Below are 19,748 nucleotides of genomic sequence, written 5' to 3' on the forward strand. Positions count from 1 at the left end.
CTCCGCCATGCCTCAACACCCCTTCTCCGGCGGGTTCCTGGAGCGCCTGCACGCCGGCGAACCCACACTCATGCTGGCCATCCGCGGCAGCCGGACGACGGACGTCGTCCACATCGCCCGCTCGACCGGCCACCACAGCATTCTCGTCGACCTCGAACACTCCACCATGTCGACCGATGTCGCCGCCCAGCTGTGCGCCTCCGCCGACAGCCTCGGGCTCACGGCGCTGGTCCGGGTCCCCGAGCGCGAGTACGGGATGATCGGTCGGCTCCTGGACGGCGGAGCCCACGGAATCATCGCGCCGCGCATCGAAACAGTGGACCAGGCGCGTGACGTCGCCCGCGCCTGCCGCTTCGCCCCCCGTGGCCAGCGCTCGCAGACCAACATGGTCCCCCAGCTCGGCATGCGCCCCACGCCCGCACGGGAGTTGAACCCGGCGCTCGACGACGCCACGATCGTGCAGATCCTCCTGGAAACGCCGGTCGGCGTCGCGAACGCGGAGGAGATCGCCGCGCTGGACGGCGTGGACATGCTCGCCCTCGGCGCGAACGACTTCACCGCGGAGCTGGGAGTGCCGGGTCAGTACGGCGATCCGCGGGTCCGCGACGCGGTGAAGACCCTGGCGGACGCCTGCCAGAAGCACGGAAAGCTCATGGTCCTCGGCGGTATCGGCGACCGGACGATCCTGGACGCGCTCGTCCCGCTCGGCGTCTCCTCACTGCGCATGACCGGCACCGACACGGCGCTGCTCTTCGAGGCCGCGCAGGCCCACGCCCAGCAGGTGCTCGCCCCTCTCACCAAGCAGACCCGCTCAGAGTAAGGACAGATCCATGACCGCAGAACTGCCCGAGCCGTCGCCGATGCGGGCCGCCGAGAGCAATACGCTGCCGCGGTTCCAGGTGCCGCCCGAGAGCTGCGACACGCACTTCCATGTCTTCGAGCCCGGCTACGCGCACGTACGCGACCGGTTGTACTCGTTCCCGGACGGGACCCTCCAGCAGTACCTGCGCCTGACCGAACGGCTCGGCATCGAACGCATGGTCCTCGTGCAGCCCACCTACTACGGCACGGACAACAGCCTGCTCGTCGACGTGCTGAAGAAGGTCGGGTCCCGCTGCCGAGGTGTGGTGCGCATCGAGGAGGACACCCCCGACACGGAACTCGACTTCTACCACCAGCTGGGCGTACGGGCGATCCGCCTCGACCTGTTCGCCCGCGCCTCCTGGCCGACCGACGACCTCATCGCCTACGTCCGCAGGATGGCCGACCGCGCGCGGCCGCGCGGCTGGCATCTCCAGTTCTACACACCCGGGACCGTCGTACGGGATCTGCTGCCGTTCCTCGCCGACCTCGAAGACACCTTCGTCATCGACCACATGGGATACATGAAGGAGTCCGACGGGCTGACGGAGGCGGACCTCAACCGCCTGGTGCGCGTCCTCGACGGCGGCAGCTGCTACATCAAGCTCTCCGGGCCGTACCGCATCGCCAAGGACAAGCCGCTGTCCTCCGTCGAGCCGCTCGGCCGGGCCCTCGTCGCGGCCCGTCCCGACCGCCTGGTGTGGGGCTCGGACTGGCCACACCTGATCGACGGCCAACGGGACACCGGCGAGCTGTTGAACCTACTGGCCGACTGGGCACCCGACGAGACCGACCGCCAACAGATCCTCGTGGAGTCCCCCGCGCGCCTGTTCTACACGGACTGACGTCAGGGAGGCCGTAGGAGCGTGGCGTTGTGGGCGTGGCCGTCGGTTGCCGGGGCGCATGCCTGAAACGCCAGCACGGCGATCGGCGCGATCAGCAGCCATACGGCGCGGCAGGCCGGATCAGACATCGCGCCGCTCCAGGACGCGCGCCGCCGCGAGCAGCGCTGCGGCAAAATAGGCGGCGACCAGCCACAGTGAGGGTCAGACGCCCAGGCTGCCGACCCTCTCCGGATTCGCGTCAGAGGTCTGGGCGAGCTTCTCCAGGGCGGCAGTCGGCGTGGCGCCGGCGATCCACCGCTGGAGGCTGCCGAAGATCGGGCCGAACAGGGACGGCAGGTGTGGGCTCGACCCGCTGGTCACCGCTCAATCACCGGTGGCGTCGGAGTCGCTCACGACACCGTCGCTGGACGGCACGGACGACGCCGGAGCACTGGGGCTGACGCTGGCACTGGGGCTGGCGCTGGGATCGGAGCTGGTCTCCGGCTCCGCGCTCGCGTCCGGCGCGGCGGAGCTGCCCGTCTGCGGCGCCGTGCCACTGGACACACCCGGGGTGGGTGTCTGACTGTCGGCGGGACCGGAGTTGCCGTCCGTACCACCGCCCACCGAAGTTCCTCTGCCCGGCTCGTTCTTGACCACAGCGGACACCGGCTTGCCCGCGATCAGCTCGACCGCAGTCACCGTGACCATCGCCAGGGCGAACACCAGGCCCGTCGCCAGGGCGTACCTCTTCCAGCCGAAGGACTTCCAACTGAAGGACTTCCGGAGGGAGCCACCCCGATAGGTGGTGACCGATTCGCCTTCGGAGGACGCGGAGGCCGCCGTCGTCCGGCCGCGCTCACCATCCGGACCACCGGACCCGAAGGTCAGCCTCTCGTCAGCGGCCGAAGCGCCCGCCAGAGAGCCGAACGCCGCCCGGGCGTCCGCGCGTTGTTCCGCCCGTTCTTCGCCCGGCGTTCGCGGCACCCCTAAGGACGGCACTCCTACGGACGGCACCCGGCTACGTATCCCCTCGCCCGTCCGCCGGAAGGCATGCGAGAAGACCGCTGCGCCGGTGGTCGCGCTGGTACTGACGACGGCGGCACCGATGATCGTCCCCGTCACCCCCAGCAGGGACGCCAGCACCGCACCCACCACAGTCGCGAGCGCACTCGCCACGACCTGCACAACAGTCAGGTCGAGCACCTTGCGCTTGGGCGGCTGTTCCCCTTCCTCTCGGCGATTCTCCGTTTCTTCTCTGCGACGCTCCATCAATCGATATCCCTTGATAGTTCTGGAAGTCCGACAGCCACCGGCGCCGTGACCATCGGCGTGATGGCGGACAGCGCGGTCCAATCCGGACGACAACTTTCCGACCACGCGTTTCGCCGGCGTGATGCGCGATTCCCGCTGCTGTTGACGGACAGCCGACCCCCTTTGACGCCCCCGGAAGACCCGGCTGGGCCTGTCGAAGCGCGGAGGCTCCTTCAGCGGTGCGGACAGTGCCACGGGACGACTGCCCCGTTGACGGTGTTTCATCTGCGATCAGTGACCGCAGCCGGTGCTTATCAGCCGCCCACGGCACTCATGCCGATGCCGTCGCCCGCGCCTCGCACTCCGAGGAGTTGAGGGCTACCCGTCGATGGCGTCGAGTTCAGCGACCGCGCACGGTGACGACGGGGGCGATGGTCTGCGTCTCGGTGAGCTGTGCCGTCACCCAACCCCCTTGCCCTCCCCCCGGCTTCGACCTAGCCTGACTTTGTGCCGCAAATAAACAAAACCAGGACGGACAGCACCGAACCCGACAGCACACTCACCCGACTCCGGGTAATCATCACCGTCTTCTTCGCCCTCGACGGCTTCCTCTTCGCCGGCTGGGTCATCCGCATCCCCGCCATCAAAGAGCAGACCCACGCCTCCGCGAGCACCCTGGGCCTGGCACTTCTGGGCGTCTCCGTCGGCGCGGTGCTCACGATGATGCTCACCGGAAGACTCTGCCACCGCTACGGCAGCCACCCCATCACCGTCATCTGCGCCGTCCTCCTCTCCCTCAGCATCGCTCTGCCCCCGCTCACCCACTCCGCCCTCGCTCTCGGCGCCGCGTTGTTCGTGCTCGGTGTGGGGTACGGCGGACTCAACGTCGCCATGAACAGCGCGGCCGTCGACCTCGTGGCCGCACTGCGTCGACCGGTGATGCCGAGCTTCCACGCGGCGTTCAGCCTGGGAGGCGTGGTCGGAGCGGGACTCGGCGGTCTGGTCGCCGGACAGCTGTCGCCCACCCGCCACCTTCTCGGGCTCACGGTGATCGGCCTTCTCGTGACCGCCGTCGCCGGGCGCGCACTGCTGCGGTACGAGCCCCCGGCGGCGCCGGATCGCATGCGGAACGCGGAGGGTGCGGAACGGCGCCTCGACCGCCGTACTCGCGGGCTGGTCGTCGTCTTCGGCCTGATCGCACTGTGCACGGCGTACGGCGAAGGGGCTCTCGCGGACTGGGGCGCGCTGCACCTTGAGCAGGACCTCGACGCGCACCCCGGCGTCGCGGCCGCCGGCTTCTCCTGCTTCGCCCTCGCGATGACCATCGGGCGACTGAGCGGAACGGCGCTGCTGGAACGCCTTGGCCGGACCCGGACGCTGGTGGCGGGCGGTACGACGGCGGCGCTCGGCATGCTGCTCGGCTCGCTCGCGCCTTCGGTGTGGGCAGTTCTGCTCGGCTTCGCCGTCACTGGGCTCGGGCTCGCCAACATCTTCCCGGTGGCCATCGAACGCGCCGGGGCACTCGCAGGACCGAGCGGGGTCGCGACCGCGTCCACCCTCGGATACGGCGGCATGCTGCTCGGGCCGCCCGCGATCGGGTTCATGGCCGACTGGTACTCGCTGCCCGTGGCACTCACGAGCGTGGCGGCCCTCGCGGCGGTGGCCGCGCTGATCGGCTTCGCGACGCGGCACGTCGCCATCGACTGAGGCCCGGCGGACAACACTTCCCGCCGAACAGGCCAACCCCGCAACCCACCACCGACCCGACCAACCCGAATACCTACCGCCGAGCCCACAGACCCGCCCGGCACCTACCACCGAACAGCCCGCCCCGGTCAGTCACGTCAGTCGCCCGGAACCCGGCCCGGAACGCAGTCCGCGTCGCCGCCCGCCAGCATCCGCGTCAGCACCGCGCGCTGCACCGGCAGCACGTCGCCGTGCAGGTCGCGCCCCTTCGGCGTGAGGCAGACGCGCACACCGCGCCGGTCCTCCGCACACATCCCGCGCGCCACAAGGCCGTCCCGCTCCAGGCGGGCGATAAGCCGGGACAGCGCGCTCTGGCTCAGATGGACTCGCTCGGCGATCTCCTGCACGCGGTACGAGTCGCCGCTGTCCGGCGCGGCGCTCCCGGCCAGCACGTCGAGCACCTCGAAGTCACTGGCGCCGAGGCCATGTCGGTGCAGCTCTCGGTCCAGCTCGCAAAGGGTGCGCGCATGCACCGCGAGGATGTCGCGCCACTGGTTCACGAGCACCTGCTCGGCCTTCTTCGCCGCCATGAGCGCACCGTAGCAAACAATCGGCTTTGTTGCATTGGAATTAAATGCGTTTGCATTGAATGCATGCGCATGTATTGTCTCCGGCATGACCTCTCCGCTCACCACCTCCGCAGCCGAGGCACGCTGGACCCCTCGGCTGTGGGGCACCCTGCTGGTGCTCTGCGCCGCGATGTTCCTGGACGCGCTGGACGTGTCGATGGTCGGCGTCGCCCTGCCGTCCATCGGTTCCGAACTCGATCTCTCCACCTCGACGCTCCAATGGATCGTCAGCGGCTACATCCTGGGATACGGCGGCCTGCTCCTCCTCGGCGGACGCACCGCCGACCTCCTGGGCCGCCGCCAGGTGTTCCTCGTGGCCCTGGGTGTGTTCGCGCTCGCCTCGCTGCTCGGCGGCCTCGTCGACTCGGGCCCGCTGCTCATCGCCAGCCGCTTCATCAAGGGCCTGAGCGCGGCGTTCACCGCGCCCGCGGGCCTGTCGATCATCACCACGACCTTCGCCGAGGGCCCGCTGCGCAACCGTGCCCTCTCGATCTACACCACCTGCGCCGCCACCGGCTTCTCCATGGGCCTCGTCCTGTCCGGCCTGCTCACCGAGGCCAGCTGGCGGCTGACCATGCTGCTGCCGGCGCCCATCGCGCTGATCGCCCTGTTCGCCGGTCTGAAGCTCCTCCCGCGCAGTGAGCGCGAGAAGAACCACAACGGCTACGACATTCCCGGCGCGGTCATCGGCACCGCGTCGATGCTGCTGCTCGTCTTCACGGTCGTAGAGGCATCGGAGAGCGGCTGGACCTCGGCCCGTACGCTGCTGTCCTTCCTCGCGGTCGCCGTCCTGCTGACCGTCTTCGTGCGCATCGAGCAGCGCTCGGCCGGTCCGCTGATCCGGCTCGGCGTACTGCGTTCCGGCACTCAACTCCGCGCCCAGCTCGGTGCGATGACACTCTTCGGCTCGTACGTCGGATTCCAGTTCCTGGTCACGCTGTACATGCAGTCCCTGCTCGGCTGGTCGGCGCTGCACACCGCGCTCGCCTTCCTGCCCGCCGGCGCGATCGTCGCGCTGTCCGCGACGAAGATGGGCGCGATCGTCGACCGGTTCGGCACTCAGCGGCTGATCGCCGTGGGCTTCGCGCTGATGATCGTCGGATACGCGCTGTTCCTGCGTGTCAGCCTCGACCCGAGTTACGCGACGCTGATCCTGCCGTCGATGGTGCTGATCGGAGGGGCCTTCGCGTTGATCTTCCCCTCGCTCAACATCCAGGCCACCAACGGCGTCGACGACCACGAGCAGGGCATGGTCTCGGGGCTGCTCAACACCTCGGTCCAGGTGGGCGGCGCGATCTTCCTGGCCATCGTGACGGCGGTCGTGGCCGCGAACTCCTCGGGGAGTTCGCCTCAGGCCGTCCTCGACAGCTACCGGCCCGGCCTGGTGGTGGTGACGGTGATCGCCTTCGTGGGCCTGCTGGTCTCCCTGCCCGGGCTGCGCACCCGGCGCGCGCCGGAGTCGATCGTGGTCGCCAAGTCCGTTCAGGCACAGTCCACCCCGGAGGAGGCGGGCGCGGACCGCGTGGCGGTCGGCGACTGAGGGGGCGCCTCAACAGCGTGGGCCCGGGGGCTTGTTGCCCCCCGGGCCCACGCCTGCTTGACTCGAAGAATGGAGTCCACCAGGGGGCGGCGGGGTCAGGCCGAGCGTGACGCGATCACTGTCGAGATCGGCTACGCGCTGTTGAGCGCGGCGTTCGCGGCTGCTGTCGTGTTCGGGGTCGTGGCCGGTCCGGCACTGCTCTTCGATCTCCCTGACTCAGTCGGCAAGGCCTTGCTCGCGTCGGGAATCCTGCTCAGCGCTGTCCTCTTCGTCGTACGCACAGTCAGTGTGCTGCTCCGCTTCGGCCACGAGGGCGGGAGTCAGCCGAGCCAGCCCGGCCGCACCAGCCCCGACTCATAGGCCAGCACGACGAGTTGAGCCCGGTCGCGGGCACCCAGCTTGACCATCGTGCGGCTGACATGGGTCTTGGCCGTGAGCGGGCTGACGACGAGTCGCCGCGCGATCTCGTCGTTGGACAGTCCGATCCCGACCAGAGCCATCACCTCCCTTTCCCGCTCGGTGAGTTCGGCGAGGGACTGGACCGCCGCGGGCTCCTTGGACCGGGCCGCGAACTCGGCGATCAGCCGACGGGTCACACCCGGCGAGAGCAACGCGTCGCCCTCGACCACAGCCCGTACCGCGCGCAGGAGTTCCTCCGGCTCGGTGTCCTTGACCAGAAAGCCGGAGGCGCCGGAGCGGATCGCCTCGAAGACGTATTCGTCCAGCTCGAAGGTGGTGAGCATGACCACCTTGACGTCCCTCAGGTCCGCGTCGTCCGTGACACGGCGGGTCGCTGCGAGGCCGTCGAGCCGAGGCATACGGATGTCCATCAGGACGACGTCGGGGCGCAGTTGGCGCACCTGACGCAGCGCCTCCTCGCCGTCGGCGGCCTCTCCGGCGACCTCGATGTCCGGCTGCGCGTCGAGCAGCGCCTTGAAGCCTGCCCTGACCAGCAACTGGTCGTCGGCGAGCAGTACGCGGATCACCGGTCCTCCTTCGCCTTCAGCGGCAGTACGGCCAGCACGCGGAACCCTCCGTCGTCACGCGGGCCCGCCTCGATCGTGCCACCCAACGCCGCGGCCCGCTCCCGCATTCCGGCCAGCCCGTTGCCGCTGCCGCCCGCGTCCGCGCCGGTCGCGGGCCCGTCGTCGTCGATACGCAGCCGTAGCGCGCCCTCCGCCTGCTCGACCAGCACGCGCGCGTGCCGCGATCCCGAATGCCGTACGACATTGGTGAGCGCCTCCTGGACGATGCGGAAGGCGGCCAGGTCGGTGCCCGGCGGGAGCTTCGGGGACTCGCCCTGGACCTCGACCGTCAGGCCCGCGCTCGCCGCCTGTTCGAGGAGTTCGGGGAGCCGGTCGAGCCCGGGCGCCGGAGCGCGCGGCGCCTCCCCCGGCGCACGCAGCGTGTCGAGCACCTGACGGACCTCACCGAGCGCCTCCTTGCTCGCCGCCTTGATCGTGGTGAGCGCCGTACGCGCCTGCTCCGGGTCGGAGTCGAGGAGCGCAAGACCCACGCCCGCCTGGACGTTGATCACGGAGATGCTGTGTGCCAGGACGTCGTGCAGCTCGCGCGCCATCCGCAGCCGCTCCTCGTCGGCGCGCCGTCTGGCGGCCTGCGCCCGCTCGACGCGCTCGCGGGCCCACTGCTCGCGGCGTACCCGGACCAGCTCGGACAGCGCCACGATCGCCACGATCCAGGTGGCGACGACCACCTCCTGCCCCCAGGCGGCGGGCGTGTCCCCCGACGGCGGCAACCATCGGTACAGCCAGTGCGCCACCAGCACATGCCCGGCCCAGAGCATCCCGACGGCCGCCCAGGCGGCTCTGCGGTGCCCGGCGACGATCGCGCTGAAGCAGCCCAGGGCGACGGTGAGGAAGACGGGCCCATACGCGTATCCGGCGCCCAGATAGAGCATGGCCGCCGCCGCGGTGCCGAAGGCGACGAACACCGGGTACCGCTGTCGCCACAGCAGCAGACCGCACCCCACGAGCAGCAGCGCCCGTGCGAAGAGATCCAGGGACGCGCGTTCGCCCACCTGGGCCTGGCTCGCGAAATTGGAGCCGATGAACACGAACGCGGTCAGCAGCAGCGTGGAGCGCCACGGCCGGCGGGCGTGGCGCTCCTGGTCGTCCCCTCCGCGCCACCCCGGCGGTCCGTGCCGCCACCACGAGGGTGGGCCGCCCCATGCCGGGGACCTCGGAGTGCGCTGCTCGTCCATGACGGTCACGCTAGACGCGCCGGGCCGCCCAGGGCGTCAGCCGGGCGAGGTGATCACACGTACTCCCCGCGTAGTACCTCCTCCGGCTCTTCCTTGATGCCGATACGCCGGTGAAGGCGCCGCAGCGGCTTCGGCGCCCACCAGTTGGCACGGCCCGCCAGCCGCATCGTGACGGGCAGCAGCACCACCCGGATGAGGGTCGCGTCCACGAGGATCGTCAGGGCGGTACCGAGGCCCAGCTCTTTGAGGAAGACGACGCCTCCGGTGACGTACGACAGGAAGGAGAGCGCGAGGATCCCGGCCGCGGCGGTGATCAGCGGTGCGCTGCGCCGAATGCCCTCGGCGACCGCGCGCTCCGTGTCGCCGGTCATGTCGTGCTCCTCCTTGATGCGGGCCAGCAGAAACACCTCGTAGTCCATCGACAGCCCGTAGGCCACACAGAACATCAGCACCGGGATGCTCGGCTCGATCGAGCCGGTCGGCGTGAAGCCCAGGACCCCGGACAGATGCCCTTCCTGGAACACCCACACCAGGCAGCCGAACATCACGCCCAGACTGAGCAGGTTCAGAACTGTCGCCTTGAGGGGCAGCAGCACACTGCCGGTCATCAGGAAGAGGATCAGGTACGTCGCCACCAGGACAAGCCCGATCGCCAGGGGCAGCCGGTCCAGGAGCGTGGAGCGGAAGTCGGTGGTCTCGCCGGGATAGCCGCCGACGAGGGCGCGGGCGGGCGCCGGGGTGTCCCTGATGCGCTCGACGAGAGCGGGTACGTCGCCGCGCAGCGCCTCCTGCGTGGGGATGAGCGCCAGGCGTACCCGGCCGTCGGGCGCCGTCAGCCGGTCCTGGCCGGGGGCGCCGGTGCGCTGCCCGTCGCGGTAGGCGCCCTGTGGGGCGTCGACCTGGAATATCCCGGGGATGCGGGAGAGCTCGGCGGCGTACGCGCGGGTGTCGGTCGGCTCGTCGAGGACGACCTGCACGGTGTCGGTGGGCTCCGCGGGGAACTCCTCGTGCACGATCTCGGACGTGGTGCGTGAGGAGGTGCCGGTGGGCAGGGTCCGTTCGTCGGGGAGCCCGAAGCGCAGGCCCAGCAGGGGGGACGCGGCGAGGAGGAGGACGGTGAGGACTCCGGCGCCTGTGACGAGGGGACGGCGCATGGCTCGGAGCGCGGTGCGGTGCCAGAAGCCGGAGGTGGGTGCGGCCGGGCGTTCCACACGGTGGCCCCAGCGGGCCAGGGCGGCGGGCAGGAAGAGCACCGCTCCGGCCACCGCCGTGACGACGACGAGGACGCCTGCGTACGCGAACGAGCTCAGGAAGAAGAACGGGAACACGAGCAGCGCGCACAGCGACACCGCCACCGTGACTCCGCTGAAGACGACCGTGCGTCCGGCGGCGGCGGTCGCCCGGACGACGGCGGCCTGCTGCGCGTGCCCGGCCACGCGTTCCTCGCGATACCGGTTGATCACGAACAGGCTGTAGTCGACGCCGAGTCCGAGGCCCAGCACGAGCGCGAGGTTCGCCGCGAATGTCGACACCTCGGTGAACTGCGCGAGCAGCCGCAGCCCGGCGAGCGTGCCCAGCACCGACAACAGGCCCACGGCGACGGTCAGCAGGGCAGCGACCGTACGCCGGTAGACGAGGATCAGCAGGACTACGACGGCCGGGACGGCCAGCGCCTCCGCGCGCAGGAAGTCGGCTCGGGCCTGCTCGCCGACCTGCCGGGAGATCTCCTCCTGTCCCCCTACACGGACGGTCAGTTCGGGTGTGGTGCGGGTCAATCGGGGTGACAGGGTGGCGAGTTCCTCGCGGGCCTCGGTCGCGCTGCCTTCGAGGCGCACGAGCACGAGGGCGCGAGTGCCGTCGGAGCTGCGCAGCGCGGAGCTGCCTGCGTCCCAGTACGAGGTGATGTCCGTGACCAGGGGCAGATCCTCGACCTCGGTGGCCAGGGCGCGGGCCGCACGGGCCGTGGCTGCGCTGTCCACATCGCCGTCCCGTGCCGTGACGAGCAGCGCGAGATTGAGGTTGCCGGTGCCGAACTCCTCGCGCAGGACGTCGCCCGCGCGCACCGATTCCGTACCGGGCGCACTCCAGCGCGAGAGGTCCAGGTCGGCCTGGGCGCCCGCGCCGTACGCGCCGAGACCGAGGAAAACGAGGAGCGCGCCGAGCAGAACGGCGCGACTGCGCCGCACCGCCAGCCGGCCGAGGCGGGTCAACATCGTGGTGGCCTTTCTCCGGAAGTCCTTGCCAGGCCACGGTCACCGGCGGCGCTGACCATCCGCTGGAAGATCCACTGGAACGCCGGGTCCGGGCTAACCTGGAACCCATGGGTGACGGGACTCCGCACGGCTCGCACGAGGGCCTGCGCTTCGAACTGCTCGGCCCGCTCAGGGCGTTGCGCGACGGATCGGAGATTCCCCTCGGTCCGCCCAAGCAACGTGCGGTGCTCGCCGTGCTGTTGCTGCAGGACGGGCGCCCGATCTCCTACGACGGTCTGGTCGAGGCAGTGTGGGGCGGTGCTCCGCCCGCGCATGTACGCAACCTCGTGCAGAAGTACGTCTCCGGGCTGCGCCGCGCCCTCGGCGACGGGGTGGAACTGGCGTGGACGGGCAGCGGATACCAGCTGACCGGCGCGGACGCCGACGACCTCCGGGAGCGGCGGAGCTTGGTGAGCGCGGCGCTGGCCGCGCGCGATTCGGGCGAGCTGCGTCGCGCGGGTGAACTGGTCGCGCACGCGGAGGAGTTGTGGCGCGGCGAGTTCGCGGAGGGGCTACAGGCCCCCTATTTGGCGGCCGAGCGGCTCCGGTGGGCCGAGAAGCGGCTCACCGTCCTCGAAGCACGACTGGCCGGCGAGATCGAACTCGGCAGGTCCTTCGAGTACGTTCACGAGCTCGTCCGGCTCGTGGCCGCGCATCCGTTGCGGGAGCGGCTCGCGGAGCTGCTGATGCTGGCGCTGTACCGGACCGGCCGCCCCACGGACGCGCTGGTCGCCTATGAAGGCGTACGGCAGCGGCTCGCCGAGGCCGTCGGTGCGGACCCGGGGCCCGCGCTGCGTTCCCTGCACACGCGGATCCTCCGTCAGGACCCGGAGCCGCTGGGTCCCTTGGCCGCCGTACCGGTGGGCTGAGGGAACACCAGGCCCACACCGTGGGCGAGTTGATCCGCCGCGTGCCGGAAGAACGCTTCGCGGTCTTCGACCAGCCGGTTGAACTGACCGAACAGTTCGAAGCTGATCAGTCCGTAGAGCTGCGCCCAGGCGGCCACGAGCGCCGTGACGACCTCGGGCGGGAGGTCGGGCGCGAGGTCGGCGGTCATCCGCTGCGCCTCGGGCTTCAGGTCGGCGGGCAGGCGGGGGCGGGCGACACCCTTGCCCTGGTACGCGTCACGGACGATGCCGATCAGGAGCAGGCCCACGCGGGCCGCCGGCGGGACGGTCGCCTGCGGGGCGGTGTACCCGGGCACGGGCGACCCGTAGATGAGCGCGTACTCATGCGGACGCTCCAGTGCCCAGCGGCGCGCCGCCGCGCAGACCGCTGTCCAGCGCTCGCGGGGCGCGGCGCCGGCGACCCGTGCGTGCGCCGACTCCGCGGCCTCGCCGAGGGAGTCGTACGCATCGATGATGAGCGCGGTCAACAGATCGTCGCGGCTCGGGAAGTAGCGGTAGAGCGCGGAGGAGACCATGCCGAGTTCGCGGGCCACGGCCCGCAGCGAGAGCTTGGCAGCGCCTCCCGCCGCCAGCTGACTGCGAGCCTCGTCCTTGATGGCCGCGGTGACCTCGATCCTGGCTCGGGCGCGTGCCCCTCGTGCGGTACTCATGCGGGGAAGTGTGCCACGTTTCCGGAGCAGTGCACACAAAGGAGAGCGGTGCTCCGAAAGCGGAGCGGTGCTTCCGCGGCAGGTGGCGCGATGCGCGGCGCCCCTTTTCCGGCGCGAGCAGTGCACCAAAACGAGAGCGCCGCTCAAACACGAGAGCAGTGCTCTTGCTTTGGATCACCGATCTCGTACACACTGCTCTCAAGCGAGAGCAGTGCTCTCCAAATTCCAGGAGGAACCATGTCGTCGTCGGCCCACTACATCAAGCCCAAGCCCTTCGACAGGGCCATGAACGGCCTCGTCGGCTGGCTCGCGCGCCGCGGCGTCAGCCTCCTCGGCAGCGCCGAGCTCTCCGTCAAGGGCCGCAAGAGCGGCGAGTGGCGGAAGGTTCCCGTCAACCCGCTCCCGTACGAGGGCGGCCCCTACCTCATCTCGGCCCGCGGCCACTCCGAATGGGTACGCAACCTGCGTGCGGCCGGCGGCGGACGGCTCCAGGTCGGGCGCAGGACCCAGGAGTTCACGGCGGTCGAGCTGCCAGACGCCGAGAAGCCGCTGGTCCTGCGCACCTACCTCAAGAAATGGGGCTGGGAGGTGGGCCGGTTCTTCGGCGACGTCGACGTGAACTCCAGCGACGAGGAACTCCTCGCCGCCGCGCCCAAGCACCCGGTGTTCCGGATCACGGTCAACCCGTGACCTCTTGCCGTCAACCCGTGACCCCATACCGGGCCCAGGGTCCGGGGCCCGGAATCTACCGGTCGAGCGCGTTCAGCGCGCGCCCGATGATCGGGCGGGAGCGGACGACCTCGCCGAGCGAGGTCGAGCCACGGGTGATCCCGGCGAAGGCGCTCCACGCGGGCCTGAAGCCCGTGATCACCGCGTGGAGCACACCCGGCCGGCGCTCGAAGGCCGAGAGCATCCGCCTGCCGACGCTCATCTCGACGCCGAGTCCCGCCTTGATCGCGAAGGCGTAGTTCAAGGCCTGGCGCCGTGTGTCGACCGCGTCGTGCGCCTCGGCGATCCGTACCGCCCACTCCCCCGCGAGCCGCCCGGAGCGCAGCGCGAAGGAGATGCCCTCGCGGGTCCAGGGTTCGAGGAGCCCCGCCGCGTCCCCGCACACCAGCACCCGGCCGCGCGAGAGCGGTGAGTCGTCGGCGCGGCAGCGCGTCAAGTGGCCGGAGGAGATGCTGGGTTCGAATCCGGCGAGCCCGAGCCGGGCGATGAAGTCCTCCAAGTACCGCTTGGTGGCGGCGCCTTCACCGCGCGCGGAGATCACGCCGACGGTGAGCGTGTCGCCCTTGGGGAACACCCAGCCGTAACTGCCGGGCATGGGCCCCCAGTCGATGAGGACGCGTCCGGCCCAGTCCTCGGCGACGGTCTCCGGGACGGGAATCTCCGCCTCCAGGCCGAGGTCCACCTGGTCGACCTTCACACCGACATGCGCTCCTATACGACTCGCGCTGCCGTCCGCGCCCACGACCGCCCGTCCCAGCACCGTCTCACCGCCCTGGAGGACGACGGCGACGGTACGCCGGTCCGGTACGGCGGAACCGTGCTGTTCGACGCGCGAGACCGTGACGCCCGTACGCAGTTCGGCGCCCACCTTCTGCGCGAACTCGACCAGTTGCTGGTCGAACTCGGGACGGTTGATCAGACCGAACAGCATCTGCCGGGAGCGCCTGGTGCGTGTGAACTTCCCGTCCAGCGAGAACGTGACCGCGTGCACGCGGTCCCTGAGCGGCAGTTCGAAGCCGGGCGGAAGCGCGTCGCGTGAGGGGCCGATGATGCCGCCGCCACACGTTTTGTAGCGCGGCAGCTCGGCCTTCTCCAGCAGCAGGACGCTGCGTCCCGCGACCGCTGCCGCATAGGCGGCCGAGGCGCCTGCGGGCCCCGCGCCGACCACGACGACGTCCCACACCCGCTGCCCGTCGTCCGCCGAAGAGTTCTCGCTGCTCACGATGGTCTTTTGCTCCCAGTCCAGCCGTCTGCCGCACGTGTCTCCCGCATCCTACGGCGGCCATCGCCGCAGGCCACTGTGGGAGGATCGGCAGCGTAGGCGCCCCGCACGCCGGGAGCCGCTTACACACCGCACGATCACCTGTACACAGAAGTACAACGTCGCACCCACAAGGAGCGTGCCCATGTCGTCGAATCCGGTCGCCGAGACCGTAGCCTCCCTGATGCCCAGGGCGAAGGCGGAGCTCACCGAGCTGGTGGCCTTCAAGTCGGTGGCGGACTTCGACCAGTATCCAAGGAGCGAGAGCGAGGGCGCCGCGAACTGGGTCGCCGACGCGTTGCGCGCCGAGGGTTTCCAGGACGTGGCGCTGCTCGACACCCCTGACGGCACGCAGTCGGTGTACGGCTTCCTGCCCGGTCCCGAGGGCGCGAAGACCGTCCTGTTGTACGCGCACTACGACGTGCAGCCGCCGCTGGACGAGGCCGCCTGGGTGTCACCGCCGTTCGAGCTGACGGAGCGCGACGGCCGCTGGTACGGGCGGGGCAGCGCCGACTGCAAGGGCGGCGTCGTGATGCATCTCCTCGCGCTGCGGGCACTGAAGGCGAACGGCGGCGTGCCCGTGCACGTCAAGGTGATCGTCGAGGGTTCGGAGGAGCAGGGCACGGGCGGTCTTCAGGCGTACGCCGAGGAGCACCCCGAGTTGCTGACCGCCGACACCATCGTCATCGGCGACGCGGGCAACTTCCGGGCAGGTCTGCCGACGGTCACCTCGACGCTGCGCGGTATGACTCTCGTACGCGTTCAGGTGGACACCCTTGAAGGCAACCTGCACTCGGGCCAGTTCGGCGGCGCGGCGCCCGACGCGCTGGCCGCGCTGATCCGCGTACTGGACTCGCTGCGCGCCGAGGACGGTTCGACGACGGTCGACGGGCTGCCGGGCGATACCAAGTGGGAGGGCCTGCAGTACGACGAGGAGTCCTTCCGCAAGGACGCCAAGGTGCTCGACGGTGTGGAGCTCATCGGCACCGGCACGGTCGCCGACCGTATCTGGGCGCGTCCGGCCGTCACCGTCCTCGGCATCGACGCCCCGCCCGTCGTCGGCGCCAGCGCCTCCGTCCAGGCGGGCGCCCGCGCGCTGGTCAGCCTGCGGGTGCCGCCGGGCGCGGACACGGACGAGGCGACCAAACTGCTGCAGGCCCACCTGGAGGCGCACACGCCGTGGGGCGCACGGGTGAGCACCGAACAGATCGGCGGGGGCCAGCCGTTCCGCGCCGACACCTCCAGCCCCGCGTACGCCGCGATGGCCGAGGCGATGTCGGTCGCGTACCCGGGCAAGGAAATGCAGTACGCGGGCCTGGGCGGCTCCATCCCGCTCTGCAACACCCTCGCCTCGCTGTACCCGCGGACCGAGATCCTCCTCATCGGCCTGAGCGAGCCGGAGGCACAGATCCACGCTGCGAACGAGGGCGTGTCCCCTGACGAGTTGGAACGCCTCTCGGTCGCGGAGGCGCTCTTCCTGCGGAACTACGCGGCGAGTTGAGCACGCGGGTGACCGGCTGAGCCGGTACGCCCCCAGCGCAGGGCCCTCACCACTGGTGGGGGCCCTGCGCTACGCAGGGGGTCGGCCGGGCTGCGGAGCAGGGGGTCGGCCGGGCTGCCGGAATCGGCGGAGACCCACGGCCACGACCAGAGGTGGCAGGCTGGCGCGGTGGAGACCTCCGGCCTGACACACGCAGTGCGCCTCGGCATCCACAGTGAGGTATCCACCTCCCTGGCCCGGTACAGCGATCACGAACTCGGCGACTTGGTGGCGACCGCCAAGCCCCTCGGCACCGGCATCGGCGGGAGATCCGCACTGCTGGACGTCGCCGGAACGCCGGTCTTCGTCAAACGGGTACCGCTCAGCGGCTGCCGGAGAATGTCCGGTCCACGGCCAACCTCTTCGGGGTGCCGTCCTTCTGCCAGTACGGCATTGGAGGTGGGCCGGGATTCGGGGCCTGGCGCGAACTCTCCGCGCACACGATGACGACGGACTGGGTGCTGGGCGGGCGGTTCGGGGGGTTCCCGCTGATGTATCACTGGCGGGTACTGCCCGACTCGGTGCAGCCGCTTCCCGACGAACTGGCCGACGTGGAACGGGCCGTCGCCCACTGGGACGGCTCGGAGCCGGTACGCCGGCGCATCGAGGCTCTCCGCGACGCCACAGCGAGCCTCGCGTTGTTCCTGGAGTACATCCCGCACAACCTCCACGACTGGCTGGGCACGCGGCTCCGGGACGAGCCCGGCGACCTGGCGGCCTACTCGCTTGTCGAGGAGGGGCTGGAGGCCGGCGTGTCGTTCATGAACGCCCGCGGACTCCCGCACTTCGACGCGCACTTCGAGAACATCCTCACCGACGGCCGACAGCTGTACTTCACGGACTACGGCCTCTCACTCTCTTCACGCTTCCAACTCTCCCCGGAGGAAGCCGACTTCTTCGCCCGGCACGCGAACTACGACCGCTCGTACACGCAGTCGTATCTGGTGAACTGGCTGGTCACCGCCTTGTACGGGTACGGGAGGGAAGAACGGGAGGCACTGGTGCGCGCCTGCGCCGAGGGGAAGCGGCCCGAGGGAATCCCGCGGGCCGCCGCCGCGATCATCACCCGGCACGCACCCCTCGCCGCCGTGATGACGGACTTCATCCGCAGGCTCCGGCAGGAGACCCGGCAGACCCCGTATCCGGCGGAGGAGCTGCTCCGACTCGGCAACTCCTGGCGCGACGACAAGCGCACCTGACGTCAATTCATGTCGCTGGCATCAACCGACCGGAACCCCTGCCTCCAGGTAGAGCGCCGCCCCACGCTCACGCGCCCGCAGCGCCCACCGCAACCGCTCGTAACGCACGGGTGGCAGCAGATCGGCGGCCTCCTGTTCGCTCACGAAGCGCCAGTCGCGCAGTTCGGGTCCCGGGAGCAGCAGGCGCCCGGCCGCGGCGGTGTCGAGCCGGCCGCCGTCGAAGAGCAGGCGCAGGCCGCCGAAGCCGGGCGGCGCGGGCGGCTCCCAGTCGACGACGAGCAGAGCGGGTACGTCATCGAGCTGGAGGCCGGTCTCCTCGGCGACCTCGCGGATGCCCGCGCGCGCGGGAGCCTCGCCGGGCTCGACGACGCCACCGGGGAATTCCCAGCCCGCCTTGTACGTCGGGTCGACGAGCAGCACACGGTCCTGGTCGTCGAAGAGGAGCACTCCCGCGGCGACGGTCTCGGCGGTGGGTTCGGGGGTCTGCACGATCTCGCACACGGGCACGTCCCCGGTGTGTACGGCCTCGGCGACGCGCAGAGCGGCTTCGTACGGGGTGAGCGCGCCGGTGTCCACGGGGTGGGCGTCGGCGAGGAGCCAGGAGGCGAGTGCGGCGCGGTAGGGCTCGATGTGGTCGTAGGACCACTGGCGTACCCGCATCTCACCGTCGGGTAGGTCAGGGGGCACCTCACGCCCCGCTATTCGCTTGCGCAGGATCGTTTCCGCCGGGGCGAGAAGCACATGCCGTACGGGGATCCGGCGCGCGGCGAGGCCGCCGAAGATCTCGTCGCGGTACTCCTGTCGTAGCAGGGTCATCGGGACCAGAAGGACACCTCCGAGTTCGGCGAGCATCGCGGCCGCGGTGTCGACCACGAGGCGTCGCCAGATCGGGAGGTCCTGGAAGTCGCCGACCTCGGCGAGGCGCTTGGGCGGCAACAGCTGCGGGAGCGTGCCGCCGATGACCTCGGGGTCGAAGAGCGTGCTGTTCGGGATCAGCTCGATCAGTTCCCGTGCGGTGGTGGTCTTCCCCGCACCGAACGCACCGTTGATCCAGACGATCACGGTTCCCCCTCTTCTGTTGGCCCCCTGAGGCTTGCCCGCTTCACCCTGCCACGGAAACCAGCCCCTGATGAGGGGGCCGAAAGCAAGGCGCCGGTGCCCCCGCCCAGGGGCACCGGCGCCGCGGATCACACCTCTCAGCTGTTCTTGCCCAGGGCGCCCTCGTCCATGGCCAGGCTGTCGCTGCTGACGGTGTGGTCGAGGGTGCTGAGCGTGTCGTTGACGTCCAGGTTGTCGAGTACGTCCGTGTCGGCGTGGGACGGCGTGACCGCCGCGACGACGAATCCGGCAGCCAGGGAGGCAATGGCAAGCATGCTTCGCTTCTTCATGCCCGTTTCAACTGCGATGCCGGATATCAGTAACGGGTGGGTCACGCAACGCCACTTCGCACCATCCGGCACATCCGCAGCACTACCGTCATCCCCCTCGAAACACCCCAGGGGGGACAAGATGACCAACCCGTACACACCACCATCGACCGCACCTGCCCGCACCGCACCGGCCTCGGTGCGCGAACGGTTCCTCCTGCCCGCGCTCGCCGTGGCGTTCCTCATCGGCATAGGCATCGGCATAGGTGTCGGCGGCAGCGGCGACGACAAGGAGCCCGCAGCGGCCGCTCCCCAACCGAGGGCCACGGTCACCGCCACCACGACCGCAACCGCAACCACAACCGAGACGGAGACGGCCACTCCGAAGCCCGCCGCCACCGTGACGGTCCGGGCGACGACGACCGCGAGAACGACCGTCACCGCGCAAGCCGCCGACAACAGCGACACCGACGACAACAGCGGCGGAAGCGACGACGTCTACTACGAGAACTGCACCGCCGCCCGCGCCGCGGGAGCCGCTCCCGTGCACGTGGGCGACCCCGGCTACGGTCGCCACCTCGACCGTGACGGGGACGGCGTCGGCTGCGAGTAAGCGGCCGTCAGCCCCAAGTCGAACCCAGAGCCTTGGGGACCACCGCGTCCCAAGCGTTGGTCCCCACGCCTGCTCGTTCCTGTTTCCGACAGGTACCTCACCGAACGCCGAAAGCAGAACGCCAAGCGCGAGGGCACCGACTCCAACACCCGCGCCAGGCAGGCGACTTCACCGGAACATCCGATGTTCCGGCACGCCCGCAAGCAGGAAGAGTCGC

At 70.3% G+C, this 19,748-nt stretch carries 20 protein-coding genes and 1 pseudogene; 10 read left to right on the forward strand and 11 right to left on the reverse strand.

Translation table 11 applies throughout. The features are described from left to right. Positions 1-7: 7 nt before the first annotated feature. Both AB0N66_RS09575 and AB0N66_RS09580 read left to right on the forward strand, forming a co-directional pair. A complete protein-coding gene (locus AB0N66_RS09575) occupies positions 8-820 on the forward strand; it encodes an aldolase/citrate lyase family protein (RefSeq protein WP_365430750.1) in 813 nt (270 codons plus the stop codon). Between the two features lie 10 nt (positions 821-830). Then, positions 831-1,706, forward strand: coding sequence for an amidohydrolase family protein (locus AB0N66_RS09580; protein WP_365430752.1), 876 nt, complete (start codon positions 831-833; stop codon positions 1,704-1,706). A 2-nt stretch (positions 1,707-1,708) separates the two neighbouring features. Here AB0N66_RS09580 and AB0N66_RS09585 read toward each other — a convergent pair whose 3' ends face one another. The 3 genes from AB0N66_RS09585 to AB0N66_RS09595 form a co-directional block, all read right to left on the reverse strand. Beyond that, the gene (locus AB0N66_RS09585; RefSeq protein ID WP_365430754.1) at positions 1,709-1,834 is read right to left on the reverse strand and encodes a hypothetical protein; all 126 of its coding nucleotides are present in this window, start codon (positions 1,832-1,834) and stop codon (positions 1,709-1,711) included. Positions 1,835-1,907: 73 nt separating this feature from the next. Then, entirely contained in the window at positions 1,908-2,066 is a 159-nt protein-coding gene (locus AB0N66_RS09590; RefSeq protein WP_365430756.1) for a hypothetical protein, read from the reverse strand. Positions 2,067-2,069: 3 nt separating this feature from the next. After that, the gene (locus tag AB0N66_RS09595; protein ID WP_365430758.1) at positions 2,070-2,954 is read right to left on the reverse strand and encodes a hypothetical protein; all 885 of its coding nucleotides are present in this window, start codon (positions 2,952-2,954) and stop codon (positions 2,070-2,072) included. Between the two features lie 489 nt (positions 2,955-3,443). Between AB0N66_RS09595 and AB0N66_RS09600 the strand changes: the two genes are divergently transcribed. Further along, positions 3,444-4,643: an MFS transporter gene (locus tag AB0N66_RS09600; RefSeq protein WP_365430760.1), complete on the forward strand. Its 1,200-nt coding sequence runs from the start codon at positions 3,444-3,446 to the stop codon at positions 4,641-4,643. 137 nt (positions 4,644-4,780) lie between these two features. Here the strand turns inward: AB0N66_RS09600 and AB0N66_RS09605 are convergent, their stop codons facing one another. Continuing rightward, complete coding sequence (locus tag AB0N66_RS09605; protein WP_365430762.1) at positions 4,781-5,212, reverse strand: MarR family transcriptional regulator; 432 nt, start codon at positions 5,210-5,212, stop codon at positions 4,781-4,783. An 85-nt stretch (positions 5,213-5,297) separates the two neighbouring features. Here AB0N66_RS09605 and AB0N66_RS09610 point away from each other — a divergent pair, with 85 nt between their 5' ends. Continuing rightward, positions 5,298-6,791 carry an MFS transporter gene (locus AB0N66_RS09610; RefSeq protein WP_365430764.1) on the forward strand — a complete coding sequence of 498 codons (1,494 nt, stop codon included), beginning with the start codon at positions 5,298-5,300 and terminating at the stop codon, positions 6,789-6,791. Positions 6,792-6,860: 69 nt separating this feature from the next. After that, complete coding sequence (locus AB0N66_RS09615; RefSeq protein ID WP_365430766.1) at positions 6,861-7,151, forward strand: DUF6332 family protein; 291 nt, start codon at positions 6,861-6,863, stop codon at positions 7,149-7,151. On the opposite strand, the gene AB0N66_RS09620 is transcribed toward AB0N66_RS09615, so the two are convergent. The 3 genes from AB0N66_RS09620 to AB0N66_RS09630 are packed head-to-tail and all read right to left on the reverse strand — an operon-like array spanning position 7,112 to position 11,225. Beyond that, positions 7,112-7,777 (reverse strand): response regulator transcription factor, encoded by a 666-nt coding sequence (locus tag AB0N66_RS09620; protein ID WP_365430768.1) that lies wholly within the window; start codon positions 7,775-7,777, stop codon positions 7,112-7,114. The genes AB0N66_RS09615 and AB0N66_RS09620 overlap by 40 nt on opposite strands. After that, positions 7,774-9,012, reverse strand: a complete 1,239-nt coding sequence (locus tag AB0N66_RS09625) for a sensor histidine kinase (protein WP_365430770.1) — start codon at positions 9,010-9,012, stop codon at positions 7,774-7,776. The genes AB0N66_RS09620 and AB0N66_RS09625 overlap by 4 nt, the downstream gene beginning before the upstream one ends. Positions 9,013-9,065: 53 nt before the next feature. Further along, positions 9,066-11,225, reverse strand: coding sequence for an MMPL family transporter (locus tag AB0N66_RS09630; protein ID WP_365430772.1), 2,160 nt, complete (start codon positions 11,223-11,225; stop codon positions 9,066-9,068). A 107-nt stretch (positions 11,226-11,332) separates the two neighbouring features. Between AB0N66_RS09630 and AB0N66_RS09635 the strand changes: the two genes are divergently transcribed. Further along, positions 11,333-12,133, forward strand: coding sequence for a BTAD domain-containing putative transcriptional regulator (locus AB0N66_RS09635; RefSeq protein ID WP_365430774.1), 801 nt, complete (start codon positions 11,333-11,335; stop codon positions 12,131-12,133). Here AB0N66_RS09635 and AB0N66_RS09640 read toward each other — a convergent pair. After that, a complete protein-coding gene (locus AB0N66_RS09640; protein WP_365430776.1) occupies positions 12,085-12,822 on the reverse strand; it encodes a TetR/AcrR family transcriptional regulator in 738 nt (245 codons plus the stop codon). The genes AB0N66_RS09635 and AB0N66_RS09640 overlap by 49 nt on opposite strands. 237 nt (positions 12,823-13,059) lie before the next feature. On the opposite strand from AB0N66_RS09640, the gene AB0N66_RS09645 reads away from it, so the two are divergent. After that, a complete protein-coding gene (locus tag AB0N66_RS09645; RefSeq protein WP_365430778.1) occupies positions 13,060-13,512 on the forward strand; it encodes a nitroreductase family deazaflavin-dependent oxidoreductase in 453 nt (150 codons plus the stop codon). 55 nt (positions 13,513-13,567) lie between these two features. Here AB0N66_RS09645 and AB0N66_RS09650 read toward each other — a convergent pair whose 3' ends face one another. Beyond that, positions 13,568-14,773 (reverse strand): geranylgeranyl reductase family protein, encoded by a 1,206-nt coding sequence (locus tag AB0N66_RS09650; RefSeq protein ID WP_365430780.1) that lies wholly within the window; start codon positions 14,771-14,773, stop codon positions 13,568-13,570. 184 nt (positions 14,774-14,957) lie between these two features. Here AB0N66_RS09650 and AB0N66_RS09655 point away from each other — a divergent pair, with 184 nt between their 5' ends. Together AB0N66_RS09655 and AB0N66_RS09660 are read left to right on the forward strand one after the other, a co-directional pair. Then, positions 14,958-16,313: a dipeptidase gene (locus AB0N66_RS09655; RefSeq protein ID WP_365430782.1), complete on the forward strand. Its 1,356-nt coding sequence runs from the start codon at positions 14,958-14,960 to the stop codon at positions 16,311-16,313. A gap of 168 nt (positions 16,314-16,481) precedes the next feature. After that, positions 16,482-17,551, forward strand: a pseudogene (locus AB0N66_RS09660) (protein kinase family protein). Between the two features lie 21 nt (positions 17,552-17,572). Here AB0N66_RS09660 and AB0N66_RS09665 read toward each other — a convergent pair. Together AB0N66_RS09665 and AB0N66_RS09670 are read right to left on the reverse strand one after the other, a co-directional pair. Further along, positions 17,573-18,613 (reverse strand): NUDIX domain-containing protein, encoded by a 1,041-nt coding sequence (locus AB0N66_RS09665; protein WP_365430784.1) that lies wholly within the window; start codon positions 18,611-18,613, stop codon positions 17,573-17,575. Positions 18,614-18,747: 134 nt separating this feature from the next. Then, positions 18,748-18,939 carry a hypothetical protein gene (locus AB0N66_RS09670; protein WP_365430786.1) on the reverse strand — a complete coding sequence of 64 codons (192 nt, stop codon included), beginning with the start codon at positions 18,937-18,939 and terminating at the stop codon, positions 18,748-18,750. A gap of 121 nt (positions 18,940-19,060) precedes the next feature. On the opposite strand from AB0N66_RS09670, the gene AB0N66_RS09675 reads away from it, so the two are divergent. Then, on the forward strand, positions 19,061-19,531 hold the full coding sequence (locus AB0N66_RS09675) for an excalibur calcium-binding domain-containing protein (protein WP_365430788.1): 471 nt from the start codon (positions 19,061-19,063) through the stop codon (positions 19,529-19,531). Positions 19,532-19,748 lie beyond the last annotated feature (217 nt).

It is taken from the genome of Streptomyces sp. NPDC093544 (assembly GCF_040683495.1).
Lineage (GTDB): Bacteria > Actinomycetota > Actinomycetes > Streptomycetales > Streptomycetaceae > Streptomyces.

Coding starts and splice junctions, on each gene's coding strand:
- AB0N66_RS09630 (WP_365430772.1), bottom strand. CDS start 11,225: ATGTTGACCCGCCTCGGCCGGCTGGCGGTGCGGCGCAGTCGCGCCGTT.
- AB0N66_RS09585 (WP_365430754.1), bottom strand. CDS start 1,834: ATGTCTGATCCGGCCTGCCGCGCCGTATGGCTGCTGATCGCGCCGATC.
- AB0N66_RS09645 (WP_365430778.1), top strand. CDS start 13,060: ATGTCGTCGTCGGCCCACTACATCAAGCCCAAGCCCTTCGACAGGGCC.
- AB0N66_RS09635 (WP_365430774.1), top strand. CDS start 11,333: ATGGGTGACGGGACTCCGCACGGCTCGCACGAGGGCCTGCGCTTCGAA.
- AB0N66_RS09655 (WP_365430782.1), top strand. CDS start 14,958: ATGTCGTCGAATCCGGTCGCCGAGACCGTAGCCTCCCTGATGCCCAGG.
- AB0N66_RS09640 (WP_365430776.1), bottom strand. CDS start 12,822: ATGAGTACCGCACGAGGGGCACGCGCCCGAGCCAGGATCGAGGTCACC.
- AB0N66_RS09615 (WP_365430766.1), top strand. CDS start 6,861: ATGGAGTCCACCAGGGGGCGGCGGGGTCAGGCCGAGCGTGACGCGATC.
- AB0N66_RS09625 (WP_365430770.1), bottom strand. CDS start 9,012: ATGGACGAGCAGCGCACTCCGAGGTCCCCGGCATGGGGCGGCCCACCC.
- AB0N66_RS09595 (WP_365430758.1), bottom strand. CDS start 2,954: ATGGAGCGTCGCAGAGAAGAAACGGAGAATCGCCGAGAGGAAGGGGAA.
- AB0N66_RS09610 (WP_365430764.1), top strand. CDS start 5,298: ATGACCTCTCCGCTCACCACCTCCGCAGCCGAGGCACGCTGGACCCCT.
- AB0N66_RS09605 (WP_365430762.1), bottom strand. CDS start 5,212: ATGGCGGCGAAGAAGGCCGAGCAGGTGCTCGTGAACCAGTGGCGCGAC.
- AB0N66_RS09575 (WP_365430750.1), top strand. CDS start 8: ATGCCTCAACACCCCTTCTCCGGCGGGTTCCTGGAGCGCCTGCACGCC.
- AB0N66_RS09675 (WP_365430788.1), top strand. CDS start 19,061: ATGACCAACCCGTACACACCACCATCGACCGCACCTGCCCGCACCGCA.
- AB0N66_RS09670 (WP_365430786.1), bottom strand. CDS start 18,939: ATGAAGAAGCGAAGCATGCTTGCCATTGCCTCCCTGGCTGCCGGATTC.
- AB0N66_RS09580 (WP_365430752.1), top strand. CDS start 831: ATGACCGCAGAACTGCCCGAGCCGTCGCCGATGCGGGCCGCCGAGAGC.